The 19036-nt window shown below is 41.3% G+C and carries 17 protein-coding genes and 1 tRNA gene; 8 read left to right on the top strand and 10 right to left on the bottom strand.

What is annotated here, in order from left to right:
- Positions 1-726: 726 nt before the first annotated feature.
- The 4 genes from HMPREF1154_RS12915 to HMPREF1154_RS12900 form a co-directional block, all read right to left on the bottom strand.
- A complete protein-coding gene (locus HMPREF1154_RS12915) occupies positions 727-1053 on the bottom strand; it encodes a type II toxin-antitoxin system YoeB family toxin (RefSeq protein ID WP_009643054.1) in 327 nt (108 codons plus the stop codon).
- Complete coding sequence (locus HMPREF1154_RS12910; protein ID WP_009643051.1) at positions 1038-1238, bottom strand: hypothetical protein; 201 nt, start codon at positions 1236-1238, stop codon at positions 1038-1040. Before HMPREF1154_RS12910 ends, HMPREF1154_RS12915 begins: the two co-directional genes overlap by 16 nt.
- A gap of 281 nt (positions 1239-1519) precedes the next feature.
- A tRNA-Asn gene (locus tag HMPREF1154_RS12905) sits at positions 1520-1593 on the bottom strand.
- A gap of 138 nt (positions 1594-1731) precedes the next feature.
- Positions 1732-2733, bottom strand: a complete 1002-nt coding sequence (locus HMPREF1154_RS12900) for a glycosyltransferase (protein WP_009643049.1) — start codon at positions 2731-2733, stop codon at positions 1732-1734.
- 171 nt (positions 2734-2904) lie between these two features.
- Between HMPREF1154_RS12900 and HMPREF1154_RS12895 the strand changes: the two genes are divergently transcribed.
- A complete protein-coding gene (locus HMPREF1154_RS12895) occupies positions 2905-5241 on the top strand; it encodes a penicillin-binding protein 1A (protein ID WP_009643058.1) in 2337 nt (778 codons plus the stop codon).
- On the opposite strand, the gene HMPREF1154_RS12890 is transcribed toward HMPREF1154_RS12895, so the two are convergent.
- On the bottom strand, positions 5238-6734 hold the full coding sequence (locus HMPREF1154_RS12890; RefSeq protein ID WP_009643062.1) for a phytoene desaturase family protein: 1497 nt from the start codon (positions 6732-6734) through the stop codon (positions 5238-5240). The two genes, HMPREF1154_RS12895 and HMPREF1154_RS12890, sit on opposite strands and share 4 nt — an antisense overlap.
- A 129-nt stretch (positions 6735-6863) precedes the next feature.
- Positions 6864-7586 carry a FadR/GntR family transcriptional regulator gene (locus HMPREF1154_RS12885; protein ID WP_009643059.1) on the bottom strand — a complete coding sequence of 241 codons (723 nt, stop codon included), beginning with the start codon at positions 7584-7586 and terminating at the stop codon, positions 6864-6866.
- A 261-nt stretch (positions 7587-7847) separates the two neighbouring features.
- On the opposite strand from HMPREF1154_RS12885, the gene HMPREF1154_RS12880 reads away from it, so the two are divergent.
- The 5 genes from HMPREF1154_RS12880 to HMPREF1154_RS12860 all read left to right on the top strand — a co-directional run bounded on the left by HMPREF1154_RS12880 (position 7848) and on the right by HMPREF1154_RS12860 (position 13675).
- A complete protein-coding gene (locus HMPREF1154_RS12880; RefSeq protein WP_009643055.1) occupies positions 7848-9272 on the top strand; it encodes a S1C family serine protease in 1425 nt (474 codons plus the stop codon).
- 218 nt (positions 9273-9490) lie between these two features.
- The gene (locus HMPREF1154_RS12875) at positions 9491-10732 is read left to right on the top strand and encodes a hypothetical protein (RefSeq protein ID WP_009643050.1); all 1242 of its coding nucleotides are present in this window, start codon (positions 9491-9493) and stop codon (positions 10730-10732) included.
- A gap of 272 nt (positions 10733-11004) precedes the next feature.
- The gene (locus tag HMPREF1154_RS12870; RefSeq protein WP_009643052.1) at positions 11005-11772 is read left to right on the top strand and encodes a murein L,D-transpeptidase catalytic domain family protein; all 768 of its coding nucleotides are present in this window, start codon (positions 11005-11007) and stop codon (positions 11770-11772) included.
- 29 nt (positions 11773-11801) lie between these two features.
- The gene (locus HMPREF1154_RS12865; RefSeq protein WP_009643063.1) at positions 11802-12896 is read left to right on the top strand and encodes a Nif3-like dinuclear metal center hexameric protein; all 1095 of its coding nucleotides are present in this window, start codon (positions 11802-11804) and stop codon (positions 12894-12896) included.
- A gap of 2 nt (positions 12897-12898) precedes the next feature.
- On the top strand, positions 12899-13675 hold the full coding sequence (locus HMPREF1154_RS12860; RefSeq protein ID WP_009643064.1) for a zinc ribbon domain-containing protein: 777 nt from the start codon (positions 12899-12901) through the stop codon (positions 13673-13675).
- A gap of 72 nt (positions 13676-13747) precedes the next feature.
- Here the strand turns inward: HMPREF1154_RS12860 and HMPREF1154_RS12855 are convergent, their stop codons facing one another.
- Positions 13748-15193: a hypothetical protein gene (locus HMPREF1154_RS12855; RefSeq protein WP_009643053.1), complete on the bottom strand. Its 1446-nt coding sequence runs from the start codon at positions 15191-15193 to the stop codon at positions 13748-13750.
- Between the two features lie 145 nt (positions 15194-15338).
- Between HMPREF1154_RS12855 and fsa the strand changes: the two genes are divergently transcribed.
- Positions 15339-15986, top strand: coding sequence for a fructose-6-phosphate aldolase (fsa, locus tag HMPREF1154_RS12850; RefSeq protein WP_009643056.1), 648 nt, complete (start codon positions 15339-15341; stop codon positions 15984-15986).
- 89 nt (positions 15987-16075) lie between these two features.
- On the opposite strand, the gene trmB is transcribed toward fsa, so the two are convergent.
- The 3 genes from trmB to ccsA form a co-directional block, all read right to left on the bottom strand.
- A complete protein-coding gene (gene trmB / locus HMPREF1154_RS12845; protein ID WP_009643061.1) occupies positions 16076-16753 on the bottom strand; it encodes a tRNA (guanosine(46)-N7)-methyltransferase TrmB in 678 nt (225 codons plus the stop codon).
- 65 nt (positions 16754-16818) lie between these two features.
- A complete protein-coding gene (locus HMPREF1154_RS12840; protein WP_034567555.1) occupies positions 16819-17607 on the bottom strand; it encodes a (Fe-S)-binding protein in 789 nt (262 codons plus the stop codon).
- A gap of 109 nt (positions 17608-17716) precedes the next feature.
- On the bottom strand, positions 17717-18511 hold the full coding sequence (ccsA, locus tag HMPREF1154_RS12835; protein WP_009643060.1) for a cytochrome c biogenesis protein CcsA: 795 nt from the start codon (positions 18509-18511) through the stop codon (positions 17717-17719).
- A gap of 174 nt (positions 18512-18685) precedes the next feature.
- Between ccsA and HMPREF1154_RS12830 the strand changes: the two genes are divergently transcribed.
- A partial coding sequence (locus tag HMPREF1154_RS12830) for a transposase (protein ID WP_034566716.1) occupies positions 18686-19036 on the top strand: 351 nt, incomplete at its 3' end.

Raw genomic sequence — 19036 nt, 5'->3', positions numbered from 1 at the left:
CTAATAATCAATTATTTGTAAAAACCTCCCCCTCACCCCCCTCCAAAGGGAAAGTCCGCGAGAGCGGAGTATGTGTCTTTAAGAGCGTTGAAATAGCCTAATTTGTTTATCTAATTGGAAAATTTTCTTTCTATAACTTATTGAACCTCTACTACTTACTAACTCCCCCCTTGAGGGGGGGGTAGGGGGGATGTTTTGAGAATCAGTAAGTTATAAAGCCTGCGAAACTTAAATATTTAATCTTTTTTTGACTTCAACACTTTATTGATACAAATTATCAACGTGAGTTCGTCGTAAGCAAAATTATATTTTTTCTCCCACAAAGCCAGCGAGTGCTCACAGCTGGGTATGTGAAACACGGATTTTCATGGAGAGAATAACACAACAACTAAGCATAACTCTATAATTTCCACGGATAAATTAAATAAGACCTTTGGTCTTATAAAAATCTGTGTAAATCGCAGGAGCATGATTACACAAACATAGAAAATCTGTGAAATCCGTAAAAATCCGAGGGAGCTTTCGTTATATCGAACTCACGTTAAGTAAATAACTCTATAAAATAAAGACACCCAAAAAATAAACATAGTATTACTTTTTGGGTGCTGGGGGTGTGGGCTTTGTAGCCTATCAATAGGAGGCGTCCCTCACCGAGTTATATAGGCTTTATGACAATGCAAAGATATATATTATTTGGTAAATAGCAAATATATCTTATCTCCGAAACTATTTATCATTATAGTGTCCCAATAATCGAAAAACAAGGATTGTTTTCTCTTCCTCAAAGACTTCATAAGTAACCCTATCCTTCTTTGACAACTCTCTACTCCACACCTGCTCATTAGGATAGTGCTTTAATCTTTCAGGAGAAGCAAAGCCATTACTATCCATTGGAGTTAGGGCTATTTCTGCAAATATTCTCTCTAATCTCTTTTTGGTAGCAGGGGAAGCAGATTTTTTAATTTTCTTTAACTGTTCTAAGGCCTCTTCTGTTAGCTCAATATTATAAATAGGGATAATAGGTAAAGACTCTTCTTCTAAATGTTCTCCCATATATCAAGAGGATTTATTTTAGTAGTCCTACCTTCTTTGTAATCCTTTCGTCCTTTCTCTACTACTTCTTTAAGGGTTTCAATACTTTTAATCTTTACTTTCTTAGCGTCAATTTTCTTTAGAAACTCTTCCACTAAGGGGAGGTTTATTTCCCGAATCTCAGCTTGTAATAATAATGTTTGCATAGCATATATTTTTAGGTTCATCTTCTTAATATGCCAACCGCTCCATGATTGCAGTGGCTATCATAAAACACAAATAATATGAATAGGACTTCTCAAACTCTCAAGTAATCCTTATCCCATTATTAAGTTGGATACAAAATTAAGGATTTCCAAGTAAGCACAAAAGAAATTTAACATATAAAAATACAATCCATTTTTGAGAAAATCATATCATTTTTTAGTTGCTCTATTTAGCTCTAAAAACAAAAAACGCACTTAATTATAAGTGCGTTACCTTGTTGCTCCCCCTACTGGACTTGAACCAGTGACCCTCTGATTAACAGTCAGATGCTCTAACCAACTGAGCTAAGGAGGAATTTCTTATGTCTTGGAAAACTTTATTTCTCTATCAATTTTCCGAGTGCAAAGGTACAACTTTTTTTGATACTGACAAACTTTTCAAGCACTTTTTTTTCGATTTTTTGAAAATAATTTTCAAATTATTGAAAACCAATTATTTATGTTTGAAAAATAATTTAGGAAATAGCTCTTCTGGAGATTTTCGGGAGAGGAAAAGCCGCAAAGTAGCGCCTAAAAAGCCTGTCCCATAGCTATAAAATTGGATACAAACCGCCCAAACAGACAAAAATCCTATCTTACTATTGTGATTGATACGTTTGCTATCGGCAAAAATAAGTAGAAAATAGGCTATATATACAAAGATAAAACCCCACTGACCTATAGCCAATAAGCCTAATGAGACAAGAAAGCCTATAAGGAAGAGCGTTGGTAGATAGTGTACAAGCTTGCGAGACTGCTTATGCCAGCGATTAAGTATGGCTCGCGTTTGCCCGAATTTCTTGACCTGTACATAATATTTGTACCATGAGATACGTCGCTTGTGATAGACAAAGGCCTCTTCCACAAAAGCTGTCTGTAGCCCTGCTTTCCATAGGCGAATGCTCAGGTCGGGGTCTTCCCCTGGGTGTATGCGACCGAAGCCTCCTGTTACTTCAAAGGCCTTGCGAGAAAGCCCCATATTGAAACTGCGAGGTTCAAACTTGCCTATGCTTCGCTTGCTGCCTCGGATGCCCCCTGTAGTGAGGAAGGAAGTCATCGCATAGTTGATTGCTTTTTGGATATCCGTAAATTGGTCTGTTGCCGCATCGGGGCCTCCGAAACAATCCACATAGTGCTGCAAGAGGAAGTCATCTACCGATTCTAAATAATGAGGAGGCAACAGACAATCAGAGTCCAAGATGATAAAATAATCTCCCGAAGCCCTTTGCATACCATAGTTGCGGGAATCTCCAGGGCCAGAGTTCTCTTTATACAAATAGATGACCTTAGTCTTATCGGCAAAGGAAGCTACTACCTCTTGGGAGGAAATAGAGGAGCCATCTTCTATAATAAGTGTTTCAAAATCGCCTGTATAGGTTTGCTCAGCTATGCTTTCCAATAGCTCTTTTACCTCCTCAGGACGGTTATATACAGGTACAATAAGGGAATATTTCAATTTAAAAAAATTAGTAACTTTGCAAAGATAAAAAAAACATTTCAGTTAGAACCGTTTTTTAGCAATATTTTCAAGCATACAAAAATAAATCATAATTTCCCAACAGAAAGCACTTATTTGTAAATAATGTCGTATTTTTGTCCCCAAAAAAGTAAATATTAAATAGAGCATATGGGAACGAAAAAGACAACCTCTCAAGGTTTTACAAGAAAAAGACTGCTAAAATATTTTTGGGGTACCTTCCTAGTGGGGATCTTATCCATTATTTTTCTTTTCCTCTTGGCCGACTGGGGCGTATTTGGCGAAATGCCCGACTTCAAGCGCTTAGAGAACCCTGAGACGAACCTAGCCTCAAGTATCTATTCTGCTGATGATGAGCTATTAGGGAAATTCTATTTCAATGATAACCGCACCCCTGTTACCTACAAAGACCTGCCTGAACACCTAGTCAATGCGCTCATTGCTACCGAAGACGAGCGTTTTGAGAAGCATTCGGGTATAGATATGCGAGGAACACTACGTGCTATTGTATTCTTAGGCCGACGTGGAGGGGCTTCTACCATCACCCAGCAGCTGGCCAAGCTCCTCTTCCATCGTGAAGGGTCTAAGAAAACAGGCGAACGCTATTTGCAAAAGATCAAGGAATGGATCATCGCCATTCGCCTAGAAAGACAGTATACCAAAAAGGAAATCCTTACCATGTATTTTAACGAATACGACTTTAATAATAATGCCGATGGGATTCGTTCGGCCTCTCGTATCTATTTTGGAAAAGAACCTAAAGACCTCAAAATAGAAGAAGGGGCAGTACTAGTAGGTATGTTCAAGAACTCTTCACTCTATAACCCTCGTCGCAATCCTCAAGGGGTTGTCAATCGTAGAAATGTAGTACTGGCACAAATGGAGAAAAACCACTACCTCACTACCAAGGAAAAAGACTCCTTGCAGAAACTTCCTTTGCGCCTGAATTTCAACCCTGAAGGGCACAATGAGGGTATTGCTACCTATTTCCGCGAACATTTGCGTAATTTTATGAAGGAATGGATCAAGGACAACCCCAAACCCGATGGGTCTAAATATGACATCTATTCCGATGGATTGAAGATATACACTACTATTGACTCTCGTATGCAGGCAGCCGCTGAAGAGGCCGTACAAAAGCATATGAAAAACCTCCAAAAGGCCTTTGCCGAAGAGAATAACCTGAAAAAAAATAAGACATTTCCTTTTGTAAAACTCTCCAAGGAGGAAATTGATCGCCTTATGGAACGTGCCATGAAGAACTCAGAGCGCTGGGCACAGATGAAAGCCGCTGGTATCTCGGACAAGGATATACGTGCTTCCTTCTATAAGGAGACCCCTATGCAAGTCTTCTCTTGGCATGGTACTATAGATACAGTGATGACCCCTTATGATTCCATCCGTTACTATAAGAGTTTCTTGCGTACGGCTATTGTCTCCATGGAACCACAGACAGGACACATCAAGGCTTGGGTAGGAGGTATTGACTATAACAATTTCAAATACGACCAAGTATACCAAGGCGCCCGCCAAGTAGGTTCGGCCTTCAAACCTTTTGTATATGCTACGGCAATTGACCAAAAACACTATACCCCTTGCTATCAGATTCCAGACACAAAGACTTGTATAGAAGCTGGCAAATGGGGCAATGCCAAGGAATGGTGTCCGCGTAATGCCAATGGTAGCTTCAGTGGAAAGATGCTCACGCTCAAGTCGGCTTTGGCCAACTCTATCAACTCTGTTACAGCCAAGCTGATGGACGAAGTCGGCCCAGCCACTGTGATTGACCTTATTGCGAAATTGGGTATCAATACCAAGGACATCCCCTCGCTCCCCTCTATCTGCTTGGGATCTGCCGATATTACCCTACTGGAAATGGTAGGGGCTTATGGGGCTTTTGCCAATGAGGGGAATTACCTCCAGCCTACATTTATCACCCGAATAGAAGACAAAAACGGACATATCATCTACCAACATACCGCAGAAGCAAGAAATGCCATTTCCCCAGAGAATGCTTATACTGTAGTCAAACTCATGGAAGGGGTTACCCAATCAGGTTCAGGAGCGCGCCTACGCACCAAAGGTGCCGATGGTTATGATAGTATGTATAAGAATGTCATCACAGGCTATCCTTATGCCTTTAAGAATCCCATTGCAGGAAAGACCGGTACTACACAGAACCAATCCGATGGATGGTTTATGGGAATGGTACCCAACCTTGTTACTGGAGTGTGGGTAGGCGGTGAAGACCGTTCTGTCCACTTCAAGGGAATCCGCTATGGGCAAGGAGCCACTATGGCACTGCCTATTTGGGGGTATTATATGAAGAAACTTTATGAGAATAAGGACTTAACCGTATCAAAAGACCCCTTCCCTATTCCCAAGAACGATGATGGATCCACTAGCTTCAGTGGTAGCGACTTTGATTGCAAAGGAAATGACCCTGTAGAGGCTGTAGGGGAAGACTCCGAAGGTATAGATTTCTAACCCCTAAAACCTACCAACCCTTTCACCTCTCCACCGAGCATGGCCATAGCCGTCAGTACGGCACCTATGGTAACTCCTACCAGTCCGTGCATATTGACCGATTGGCCTGTAAGGTAGAGGTTGGGGATATGGGTTTGTGGCATGATATGAGTATGTGCGATTTTATGAATATTCTTTTCATAGCCATAAATAGCCCCTGTGGGGCTACCTATATAATCGCGATAAGTTAAGGGCGTAGAGGTATAAGCGTGGGCAATGGCTCCTTCCAATTGGGGATATCGCTGATAGACCACACTGAGGAGTTGGGCGGTTTTCTCTCTCTTAAAAACCTCATAGGCCGCTCCCCTACACTCTGGCTCGGCTATGGTATTGAAAGTATGTTCCCATGCACGTACCTGCTCATAACTCATATAGGTAAGTAGTGTCATATTGTCCGAATAACTGCCACCATCCTTAGGGGGTACCATAGAGAGCATATAGGACGCAGGAAAAACATCCGAATAGGGTGCTCCCCATACTTGTTGGGTATCCCCAAACCAATAGACATTGTAGGGCAAATAGGGGAAAGTATGAGGCTTGAGCACTAGGTGTAGGGAGAAAACCCCAGAGACTGGCTCAAGTCGCTCTATACGCTTATAGTACGAGGGCTTAAAGTGTGTACGCCCTGCTATGGATAATAACTGCTGTATATCTATATCCGAAACAAATTCTTTAGCTATATACTTCTTATGCTGGGAGGTAATCACTGAGTAAATTTTTCCCTCTCTGTATTCAAAGGCAAGCGCCTCGTTTTCAGCAAACAGAGAGACGCCGAGAGCGCGTAATTGCTTGAGGAGCAACTGGGTTATTTGGCAGCCTCCACGCCTGAATCGCCATGCACTCTCCATATAGGAATTAACCGACAAGGCATGCACATACAGGGGGGTATACTCCCTAGTACCTGCATAAAGGAAGTTGTTCCCCAGTAGCACCGCCTGTAGTCGCCTATCTGAGGTAAGCTCGCGAAGAAAGTCCATTAAGGAGAGGCTAAGCAAGGCCTCATCATAACTTCCCTCTAAGCGAAAACGATAAAGAGGAAAGCGGTCGCATACTTCTTGTATTTTGGCTACATAGCGCTCTAAAGCGACTTTTTCTTTTGGGAAATAGGGTAATAACTGAGCGACAAAATTGTCATACCCTTGTGCATGAGGATAGCAGGTAGGCTCATAAGTAAAGCAAATACGGTCATAGCCGTCCTTGGGCATACACTCCAAATCCAATGCTGAAGTAATACCTGCGTAAGAGAAATAATTGTGAAGTGTTTGTCCCTCACCGAGGCTACCTACATAATGTACTCCTGTATCAAAGAGTACCTCATCACGGAGGAAAGACTGTAAATTGCCCCCAAATTGTTTGTTTTTCTCAATAATGGCAACTTTTCTTCCTTCTTTAGCCAAAATAAGGGCTGTCATAAGCCCTCCTAGGCCACTTCCTATGATGATGGTATCATACATAAATAATGACTAATGACAAGTGAGCAGTGACTAATGACTAGTGACTAACAACTAGTGACAAGTGACTAATGACTAGTGACTAACAACTAGTGACAATAGTATTAGTCATTTGTCACTTGTCACTAGTCACTAATAACTGATTCCTAATACTTTGATATAGTGAGCGTTCAGGTGTTCGCGCATAAGTTCTCTAAATGAAGCAGGGGTACCATGCTTGAGTTCTTCTAAGAGGTCACGATGGCTGATCTGTTTGCTTCCTTCAGGGAGTATATAAGCGGTTTGATAACGATTCAAGTCGTGTACATATTGGAAAATAGGCATAAAGACATCTTGGAACTTCTTGAGGATATCATTGCCTGCCATTTCATAGAGCTTACCATGGAATTTCTTTTCCTCTTCCAAATAGAAATTAAAGCTATCACAACGTTGTTCTTCAGAGCTTCGTACGATTTCTTCCAACTCCCTAAGCTGTTTGGGAGTTTTACGAGTAAAGACAAAATCGGCCATACCCACTTCCAACATCAGTCTTAGTTCAAAAAGATTGGAGAGCATCTTGATATCCACCAAGGCGGGATCAAGCATTTTTTCGAAGTTATGCACCAAGTCAGGTTCCAAAATCACCATTCCCCTATGCTTGCGGGACTCTATCAGCCCCAAGGTTCTCAGGCGCAACATAGCCTCACGAATGGCTGTTCTACTTACCCCAAGAGTCTCAGCAAATTCTAATTCTTTGGGGAGCGAATCCCCTGCTCTCAGTGCATTATCCTTGATATAATCTATGATGTGTTTCTCCACCTTATCCACCAAGGAAGCATTCTCTGCATCGGTTGTTTTTTCCTTTAATGACTTCATAAGACATACATTTAACTCACATAATATATTTGGTACAAATTTACAATCTTTTTGGGGGATAAAAAAATTTTTCTATGCTTATTTTCTATCTCCCATTTGACAAAATCTATATATAAGAAAATCAATCACATAATTAGAAACTTCATTAATTAAAAGTTAAATTTCTGATTTTAATCTTTTTGGCACTGTTTTTGAGAATTACTATTCGCAAGTTTAGAGTTAAAAGAATAGATATTATTAATTATTTTAAGATTTTTGAATATGAAAAAACATTTCACATCTGTATTCTCTGCTATTTTAGGGGGTGCTATTGCCTTAGGTGGCTATCATTTTATTATCAAAGAAAAAGAAGACAACTCCTTTTCTTTCTCTTCGCAAAAGGCGGATACCACAGGGGCAATCCACACCAATTTCCAACAAGTGGCCAATTTCAATTTTGATGAAAACAGCTTTATCAACGCTTCCAATAAGACCGTCAATAGTGTAGTCCATGTGAAAAACATGACTGTCGCTCCAGAGGTTACCTCTATTTTTGACCTCTTCAGTGGGAATACTCCTCAGCGCAGTGGCAAAGAACGCTTGGCTGGTACAGGTTCTGGGGTGATCATCTCTCCTGACGGCTATATTGTTACCAACAATCACGTGATCAATGGCGCTTCTTCGGTTCAGGTAACCCTAAATAACAACAAAACTTATAAGGCAGAAATTATTGGTTCAGATAGTAGCTCTGATATTGCGCTATTGAAAATCAAAACAGAAGAAAAACTACCTTACCTTACCTTTGCCGATTCGGACAATACCCAAATAGGCGAATGGGTCTTGGCTGTAGGAAATCCCTTCAACCTTACCTCTACCGTAACGGCAGGGATCATTAGCGCTAAAGCGAGAAACTTAGGCAACCAATACAACGGAAAGATAGAATCTTATATACAAACCGATGCCGCTGTTAATTCAGGAAATAGTGGGGGCGCTTTGGTCAATCTCAACGGAGACCTCATAGGAATCAATACCGCTATTGCCTCTCCTAACACTGGTACTTTCGTAGGTTATTCCTTTGCTGTGCCTAGCAATATCGCAAAGAAGATTGTAGAAGACCTTATAGAATATGGCAATGTACAACGCGGTATCTTAGGCGTAGCAGGTACCGAACTCAACTCTGAAGCTGCTGAAAAACTCCATATCAAACAAACCGAAGGTTTCTATATAGACAATGTAGAAGAAGATTCTGGAGCTGAAAAGGCTGGACTTAAGAAAGGTGATATCATCACACAGATGGACAATATCAAAATACGTACCTTCTCTGATCTTAGTGGTCATATCAATACCAAAAGACCTAATGACAGTGTCAATATGGTTATCCTAAGAGACGGTAAAGAAAAAGAAATCAGCGTAAGACTTCAAAAAAATGATTCCTATGTAGCCGATGATTTAGGAATTATGGTAAAGAACCTATCTGATAAAGATAAAAAAGCGTTCAACATAAAGAGTGGAGTAAAAATCACCAAAACAAGTCCACTATTTATAGAAAATGGTGTAAATCTAGATGGCAAAATACTCCTTTCTATCAATGGAAAAGATGTAAAAGATGTTGATAGCGTAAAAAATATTCTTGAAAACAACCAATCACAGCGTAACGCTATTGTGGTTCTTAATAAGAATGGAGAAAAAGAACGCTACTTCCTATAGATCATTTCATGTATTCATACCTTAAAGTTTGATTTTTATTAGTGTTAAAATAGTTTGCCCAAAAAGCAAACTATTTTTTCTTATGTAAAAATCTATTTTACACACCATAAAAATATCCTCATCAATTAATTATACTTTTTTTAGCATTTGCAAGGATACTTATGTGACAATTTATTTTTACTTTTGCCTGCCGTTTCTAATGAAAAGACCTTATTCTTATGGATACTCGCAAGGATATTCAGTGGGCTTTCCTTTATTTTATTATCACCATTCTATTGGGCTTGTCTCTTAGAGTGTCTTATATAGCCGATGTTTTTTTTAATGTTCGCCACATTACCCACACTCATTCTCATATTGGGTTGTTAGGGTGGATATATACAATACTTACCTCGCTCATCTGTCAGTATTTTCTAAGACCGACCGATAGGAAGCCTTATTTTATTCTATTTCTCTGCACCCAATTGGCCATTGTTGGGATGCTTTTTTCTTTCCCTTTTGGGGGATATTTCTTATATTCTATTATTTTCTCATCTCTTTTTGTGATTTGTACCTATTGGTTTGGTATTTTCTTTCTCAAAAGGAGTAAAAAATATAACTTTATACGCTTTTCTATCTCCAAGAGTGTAGATACGGAGCATGACAAACCACTTTCTTTGAGATTTGTCCGCTGGGGTGTCTATTTTCTTATACTCTCCAGCATCGGGATATGGTTGCTTCCTGTGGCTATTGTCAAGACTGGTAAGGGAAGCGAATGGTATAACAGTGCCTTGTACTTCTTCCTACATTTCCAGTACAATGGTTGGTTCTTGGCCGTACTCTTTGGCCTTTTGGTAAGCGAGATTGAGCATAAGAGCCTTGTGAGCAGCAAGCGACTCACGGGAGCACTCTACAGCTTTGTCATAGGTACCATAGGCTCTGTTACGCTCTCTTGGGTGGGCTTTTTCAACGAACCCCTCTTATATATTATTGGAAATATCTCAGGCTTTTTGCTCTTGGCTAGTATCTTTAAGCTATATAGAACTTATATGCGATTGGAGAAACCTGCCTTTCTTATGCAGCTATTCCTATTGCTTTGCTTGATCAAGACTATTTTCATGTTTTTAGGCTCCTTCCCTTGGATTGCCGAAGTGGTATTACCCAACAGAGAATTTGTTATCAGCTACTTACACTTCACTTTCTTAGGGGTTGTGGGTTTTGGTGTCCTATATTTTTTGCAAAAGAGCCTGCATATTCGCTTCCCCCACTGGAGTATTTCCCTATATAGCACTGCCTTTGTCGGTAGTGAAGAGCTGATTACTTATAAGGGGCTTGCTATACTTTACGAACTCTTCTTGCCTGATAACTATTATATATTGTTAGTACTCTTCAGTGCACTGTTCTTTGTTGCTGTGGGTTATTGGTGCTATCTTATCTTTAAAAAAGTACACAATCAGCCCAGTGAAGAAGCACACCAATCTTAACCTTTATTCAAAAAGCATACCTATTTTCCTTTATTTTTCTTTCTGAAAAGTTATTTTTATTAATCAAAAAGTTAAAATTTTCATTACTATACAATCTTGTCCTTTATTGCAAAAATGTTGCAATTCGTTTATTATCATATTATTACAATTTATTTTATCACTCTATTTATTAACACAGAGAAAAGTTATTAACAGATTGAAGAAAATAAAACTTGTATATTTCATGATATTTTCAGAATTTTGCCACACCTATCAATAAACTTCTCTTTAATATGAAAAGAATTACCTCATTCGCGCTATCTTTCTTCTGTTTTATTACAGCCACTACCTTCTATGGGCAGCAGTCCAATGTTGTTTCCTCCAAGCTCTCCCGTATTGTACTTGATAGCTTGCACTCTCCTCATGAGAACTTTGAATATGCCATCAAGAGAATGTATGTTGATATCAAAGGACGAGAATATGATCTTGATTTCAAAGCTTTTAGATATGCCTATATTGGCTATCAGAACATGAAGTTACAGAACAAACTCAATGATAAGCGCCTGCTTTCTATTATTGATTTCACCAAAGACAGCGATAAAAAGCGCTTCTATACCATAGACTTAGACAGCCGACAAATCCTCTACCATACCTATGTGGCACATGGCAAGAAGACAGGTACTTCCGCCTCCACTTATTTCTCCAACGAGGAAGAATCCCACAAGAGTAGCTTGGGGTTCTATGTTACTGGCAAGACCTACAATGGTGATGCAGGCTTTAGTCTAAAACTCTATGGCAACGAACATAACTACAATTCCAATGCCTATAAGCGCGGTATCGTTATCCATACAGCCGACTATATGAATGAGGATTTCCTAAAGAGAAACGGACGCTTTGGCCGTAGCTTGGGCTGCCCTGTGTTGCCTACAAACATATACAAAGAGGTTATTGAAACTATCAAGGATGGAACTATGGTCTTTGCCTATTACACCAACAAGAGATATTTAGCTTCTTCTAAATACTTGAAAGTGAGCAGTCTCACCGAAGACAATATTTTCTAATACCCTTGTTCTGATTTACTTTTGCTACAATGAAAATACAAGATGTTATCCAGTACTTGGAAACCCTTGCGCCCCTTACCTATGCGGAGGATTTCGACAATGTAGGCCTACTGGTAGGAAACCCCGATACGCCTTTGCGTGGGGTGCTCATTACTCTCGACACCTTAGAGTCGGTCGTTGAAGAGGCCATAGCGCGGGATTGTAATCTCATTGTAAGTTTTCACCCGATCATCTTCGGTGGTCTTAAGCGACTCACTGGGAGCAGCTATGTGGAACGCACCGTTATCAAGGCCATAGAGCACCATATCGCTATCTATGCGATACACACCGCCTTGGATAATTCCTTCTGGGGGGTCAACGCCCGTATCTGTGACCGCTTAGCACTCTCCAACCGAGAAATACTCCTCCCCCAAGCCCATACGATAGAACAATTGGTAACCTATGTACCCCACAAGGATGCCGCTGCCTTAAGAGAACACCTCTTTGCTGCAGGTGCAGGAAATATAGGCAACTACGCCAAGTGTAGTTTCAATACAGAAGGCATGGGCACTTATATGGGCAATGCCCAGAGTCACCCCACTATAGGAGTGCCTGAAGTATTTCATAGCGAAGGGGAGACCCGTATCAGTGTGATTTTCCCTAAGCACCTCAGGCGTAGCATCTTACAAGCTCTCTTCACTCATCACCCTTACGAGGAAGTCGCCTATGAGATCTATACCCTAGAAAATGCCCACCAGCATATAGGGCTAGGTATGATAGGCTATCTGGAGACACCTATGGAAGAACTCCCTTTCCTTAACTTTGTAAAGGAACGCATGCAAACCGCTTGTGTACGACACTCTGCTCTCTTAGGAAAAAAGATACAAAAAGTGGCCGTACTAGGAGGAAGTGGTGCCGATGCTATAGGGGCTTGCATAGCCGCTGGTTGCGATGCCTACGTCACTTCCGATATTAAGTACCACGAATTTTTCAAGACCGAAGGACAGCTGCTTTTGGCCGATATAGGACACTATGAAAGCGAACAATTCACAAAATTGCTTTTATGGGAACAACTTACGAAAAAATTTAGTACCTTTGCATTTTATTTAGCGAATACAAATACGAATCCTATCAACTACTTATAGTTATGACAAAAAAAGAAGTATCCGTAGAGGACAAACTAAGAACCCTATATGATTTGCAACTCATTGATTGCAAAATAGATGAACTGAGAAATGTGCGTGGCGAACTCCCCTTGGAAGTAGAAGATTTAGAAGATGAGGTGGCTGGATTGGAAAGTCGTGCCGAGCGTCTGACCGATGATATTGAAAAGATCAATGTGGATATCACCGCCAAAAAGAACCTTATTGAGGAGAGCAAAGCGCTTATCAAAAAATATGCGGAACAACAGAAGAATGTACGTAACAACCGTGAGTTCAACGCTATCTCCAAGGAAATAGAGTTCCAAGAGCTTGAAATCCAATTGGCTGAAAAACACCTCAAAGAGTTCAAAGCGGATATTGAGCAAAAGAAACTCTCTATCTCCAAGATAAAAGAACAACTTGAAGAGCGCAAAAAGCACCTACAACACAAGAAAGAAGAGCTTTCATCTATCCTTGAAGAAACCCAAAAGGATGAGGAAACCCTCCTTAAAAAGGAAATGGAAATCTCCTCCGAGATAGAACCACGCCTTTTGAGTGCTTACCAACGTATTCGCAATAGTGTGGTAAACCGCTTAGCTGTGGTACCTGTAGAGCGTGGTGCCTCTGGTGGATCTTTCTTCGTGATTCCGCCTCAGGTACAAGTGGAAATCTCTACCCGTAAGAAAATCATCACCGATGAGCACAGTGGGCGTATCCTTATAGACCCTGAGCTGGCCAGGGAAGAGAGAGAGAAAATGGAAGCATTTTTTGCAACTATGTAGAATTTAATACTTATAATAAAGGAGTGTTGCTCTTAGGGCAACACTCCTTTATTTTTAGACACCTCGACTAGTCTAATCAGTCTTATCTTTGTTCCAGCCGAAATAGCCGTTCTTTTCTATCATTTCAGCTACCCCCTTAGGCAGTGCGGATTGCCAGCCTTCTTGCCCGCTTTTTATCTGTTGTACAATATCACGAGAACGAATATTCAAGTTCTTGGCATCATAGTTTTCTATATCTACCACTTTTTCATTGAATTTAAAGAACTTATACAACTCCTTCATACGAGGCGATACATGGATGTTATTGCTGGTGATTATCTGGCCTGTTTCCTTATTGCGCATAGGATATAGGTAGATTTTGATATCGCGATAGAAGAGCTTTCCGAAGGCCTCCAAAATACCGCCACTTAGGTGCTTATAATAGTCCTCTTCAAAAATTGCTATCAGGTTATCCGCTCCCATAACCATACCCATCTGTGCTTTGGTATAATTGGAGAAATATTCGGCCAAGCGGTAGTACTCCTTGAAGTTGGAAATAAGCACCTTATAGCCCAGCGAGCAGAGGATACGTGCCCTATCCATAAAATCTTGTTCGTCCAACTCCCCTGATGCCAAAAGGTTGGAGAGGGTAATCTCAAAAATCACCTGTGTATTGTCCTTCTCTACGCCCTTTTCCTTGAGAAAGAGTTCCAAGGAGCGTTCGAGCATGTCTATATTGACATTGGTCACTGGGCGGAAACTACCCCTAAGGGTGAGGATATTCTTCTTATAGAGCTGTTCGGCAGGGAGTTGGTTGTTCCCATCGGCGTCAAACATCACCGCTTCGGTCATGCCATTTTTGATTAGTTGCAAGCTCATTAAGCGATTATCTACCCCCGCAAATTTAGGCCCTGAGAAGTTAATCATATCTATCTCGATGAGGTCTTTGTCTATATGGTCATAGAGGTACTTGACGATGCGCTGTGGCTTATCCGCCTTGTAGAAAGCACTATGGATAAGGTTCACCCCTAGCTTACCCAAGGTCTCTTGTTGGGCTCGAGTTTCAGTCTGGTGAAAACGAATATGCAGGATAATATCATTATACCCCCCTTCGGGTTCTGTCTGGAAACGAATCCCTACCCAGCCATGCCCCTTGTAGCGCTTGGCAAAGTCAATCGTGGTAACCGTATTGGCATAAGTGAAGAAGAGTTTGTCCGGATATTTGTCTCGTGGCAAGCGTTCCTCCAAGAGCCTAATCTCGTGGCTAAGCATCTTCTTGAGGCGCCCTTCGGTTACATAACGTCCGTCCTTTTCCGCCCCATAGAGGGCGTCGCTAAAATTCTTATCATAGGCACTTACTGCCTTGGCTATAGTCCCCGATGCCCCTCCTGCACGAAAGAAATAACGTACAGTCTCTTGGCCTGCCCCTATTTCCGAGAAAGTCCCGTAGATATGTTTATTAAGATTGATACGTAGTGCTTTAGCACTCAGGGAAGGAATTTCCTCAAAATCCCTATCCCCCACGATATAAGTTCCCATGTATAGTTTGTTTTAGATTATTGTAATAAATGTCAAAGATACGATTATTTATACATATTAAAAAATTTTTCTGTGAAAAGATTTTTCCTATTTTGGGGGGCTATCTCAAAAGAAAATAGTACCTTTGTCATAAAATATTATACACATGAAATTTTTTATTGATACGGCCAATTTGGCACAGATAGAAGAGGCCGAAAACTTAGGGGTTTTGGACGGGGTAACTACCAACCCCTCTCTCATGGCCAAGGAAGGTATACGCGGAGAAGCCAACATTCTTGAGCACTATAAGAAGATTTGTGAAATGGTACAGGGCGATGTCTCTGCCGAGGTAATTGCCACTGATTATGAAGGAATCATCAAAGAAGGAGAAGCCTTAGCGGCACTCCACTCTCAGATTGTGGTTAAGGTGCCTATGATCAAGGACGGGATACGTGCCATTCGCTACTTCTCTCAAAAGGGAATCAGAACCAACTGTACCTTAGTCTTTTCAGCAGGACAAGCGCTCTTGGCTGCCAAAGCAGGCGCTACTTATGTATCCCCTTTTATCGGCCGCTTGGACGATGTCTCTACCGATGGGCTTGGTCTGATTGCCGATATTCGCCTGATTTATGACAACTATGGTTACCAGACTCAGGTACTTGCCGCTTCAGTAAGGCATACTATGCACATCATAGAGTGCGCCAAGATAGGTGCCGATGTCATTACCGCTCCCCTTTCAGCCATCTTAGGCCTTTTGAAACACCCCCTTACCGATATAGGTTTAGCCAAGTTCTTAGCCGACGCTAAGGGATAAATAATTTCTTATAAAAACTTAACTCCCTCAGATTTCACGGATAACCTAATCCATCTAATCTGTGGGAGTTTCTCTGCCTAGAAAGGTCTTTATTTTTTCAATCGAAAACGAATATAGGTAATAGGTTTGCCCTGAGCTAGATACTGCTTTTCATAAGTGGTCTGTATGGTCAGTACTTCCTTTGGAGCGCCTTCGTTACGATAGATATGGTGATTGGCATAGAGAATCTCATGTCCCATACCGTGCAAGAGTCCCAAGGTATATCCGTGCAAGTATTCACTATCGGTCTTCAGGTGTATAAGCCCTTCAGGGGAAAGGATATGCTTATACTTGGCCAAGAAATCCTGATTGGTAAGCCTATGCTTGGTACGCTTGTACTTGATCTGAGGGTCGGGAAAGGTAATCCATATCTCGGATACCTCTCCTTGAGCGAAAAGGTGGTCTATCAGTTCTATTTGGGTTCTAAGAAAGGCCGCATTGGGGATTTGCTCCTCCAAAGCTGTTTTCGCCCCTCTCCAAAAGCGTGCACCCTTGATATCCACACCTATAAAGTTCTTATCGGGGTACTCTTTGGCTAGATTTACCGTATATTCTCCCCTTCCACAACCCAATTCCAAGACGATGGGGTGGTTATTTTTGAAAAAATCCCTTGCCCACGCCCCTTTGAGTGGGAAATTACCCGCGATTACCTCCTCTCGATTGGGCTGAATCACATTGGCAAAGGTTTCGTTTTCTCTAAATCGTTTGAGTTTGTTTTTACTTCCCATATTTGTTGGTGAAAAGTGAAAAGCGAATAATGATTAGTCACTTGTCACTCGTCATTAGTCACTAATTACAGTTCTTCCGCTTGTTCTATCAGCAAAGCAATATCGCTAACGGGGACGATTTCCTTTTGTTGGTTTTTCACCCCATCGGTGAGCATGGTATTACAGAACGGACAAGCCGTTACGATAATCTCAGGGCGTACATCCAAGGCCTGAGCAGCACGAGCATTGTTAATCTCTCCTGTTCCTTTTTCGGCTTCCTTGAACATCTGAGCGCCTCCTGCCCCACAACAGAAAGAGCGGGCTTTGCTTTTCTTCATCTCTACAATCTCGGCTTCCAACTTCTCCAAGATAGCCCTCGGTGCTTCATACTCTCCATTACCTCGTCCTAAGTAGCAAGGGTCGTGAAAGGTGATGCGCTTGCCCTTGAACATTCCTCCCTCTACCTTCAGTCGCCCCTCGTCCAAAAGCTGTTGGAGGAGCTGGGTATGGTGCAAGACCTCATACTTACCCCCTAGGGCAGGATATTCGTTGCGCAAAGTATTGAAACAGTGCGGACAAGCCGTTACAATCTTGGTAATACCATAGTTATTAAGGGTCTCTATATTGGTCAGCGCTTGCATCTGGAAGAGGAACTCATTGCCAGCACGCTTAGCGGGGTCGCCTGTACAACCTTCTTCGGCACCCAGTACCGCAAAAGAAACCCCCGCCTTGTGGAGTATCTTGGCCATAGCCTTGGTCACGCGGCGTGCCCGCTCATCAAAGCTGCCTGCACAGCCTATCCAGAAAAGGACGTCGGGCTTAATCCCTTGTGCGCTAAGCTCCGCCATAGTGGGAACATGAAAGTTCATAGACATATATTTTTCAAGCGGCAAAAGTACGAATAATTTGGTAATTTGACAATTTACAAATGAGCCAATTTACCATTTGGCAAATTGACTCATTGTCTCTTTTTTCTTTAGCTCTTTACCCTGTGTAAGTATGTACACTCAACTGGGCTGTAGGGAGGTAATTGACCCCAAACCAACAGATTAGGAGCAATACAAAGGCTATCCCTACAATGATAAAACTCTGTAAGGGCTTTTTCTCTTTATGATTATACTTGTGATGGAGATAGACCAAATACCCCAGCCAAGTGATAAAAGCCCACGTTTCTTTAGGATCCCATGTCCAGTAATGCCCCCATGCTTCCTTTGCCCAAAGAGCGCCAAAGAGCAGTCCAAAGGTAAGGAATACATAGCCTATCTTGATAAGCTGGTCTGTAAGGGCAAAGACCGAAAGAATCTCCTGTCCCTTCTTATAGCGATAAATTCCATAAAAAGCCGTCAGTGAAGCCATACCGAGCATAGCATAGGCAAAGATATAGACGATCACATGCGGGATAAACCACACACTTTGCAGGGCAGGCATCAGTGCCTTGTTCATCGTATCGGGGTGGGTGTAGGTAAGTCCTACAAAGACAATACCCATCACTGCCGAATAGCTGAGCATCCATTTTTGCCTATAGAGCAGGTAGATCGCATAACCTATCAGCCCCATAAAGAAGGCATACCATATACGTGTTTCGGCCAAGGTACGCAAGGGCGGACGCTCCAATCCCTTCCACAAGGCAACAATAAAGCCTCCTATGAGTACTGTTGCTACCAGATGGCTAATAATAGCAAGGCCTCTTAGAGCCTTACTTTTGCTGTAAATAAGCCCTCCTCCCACAAGCCATAAGGCTATGGTAAGGTAGGTGATGATGTTAAAATATGACCACATAATTTAGTGATTTGTGACTAATGATTAGTGATTAGTGGTTTGTGATTAGTGGTTTGTGATTAGTGGTTAGTGGTTTGTGATTAGTGATTAGTGATTAGTGGTTAGTGGTTAGTGATTAGTGTCATGTCCTGAAATAGATTGACAAGTATAAATCTTAAAACAAGTATAAAAGGCATGACAAAGAAGCAGAAAGCATTAGTTCGGTACAGTGATTGCTTTAAGCTAAGTATCGTTGAAGAGATCGAGAAAAATGGATTGAGTATAGAAGATTGTCGTCGTAAATATGATATAAAAGGCGGCTCTACAATTCAGAATTGGCTCGAAAAATATGGAAAGAATCACCTATTAAACAAAGTTGTACGCGTGGAAACAAAAGATGAAGTAAGAGAAATTGAGCTACTTAGAAAAGAATTAGCAGCTTTAAAGAAAGCTTATGCAGAATTAGCATTAGAGAATAAAGTCAATCAAACAGTTATTGAAGTGAGTGATGAGATGTTTGGTACAGATTTAAAAAAAAAGTCCGAA

The sequence above is a fragment of the Capnocytophaga sp. CM59 genome (assembly GCF_000293175.1).
Lineage (GTDB): Bacteria > Bacteroidota > Bacteroidia > Flavobacteriales > Flavobacteriaceae > Capnocytophaga > Capnocytophaga granulosa.
This window is presented reverse-complemented; position numbering and strand designations above follow the sequence as displayed.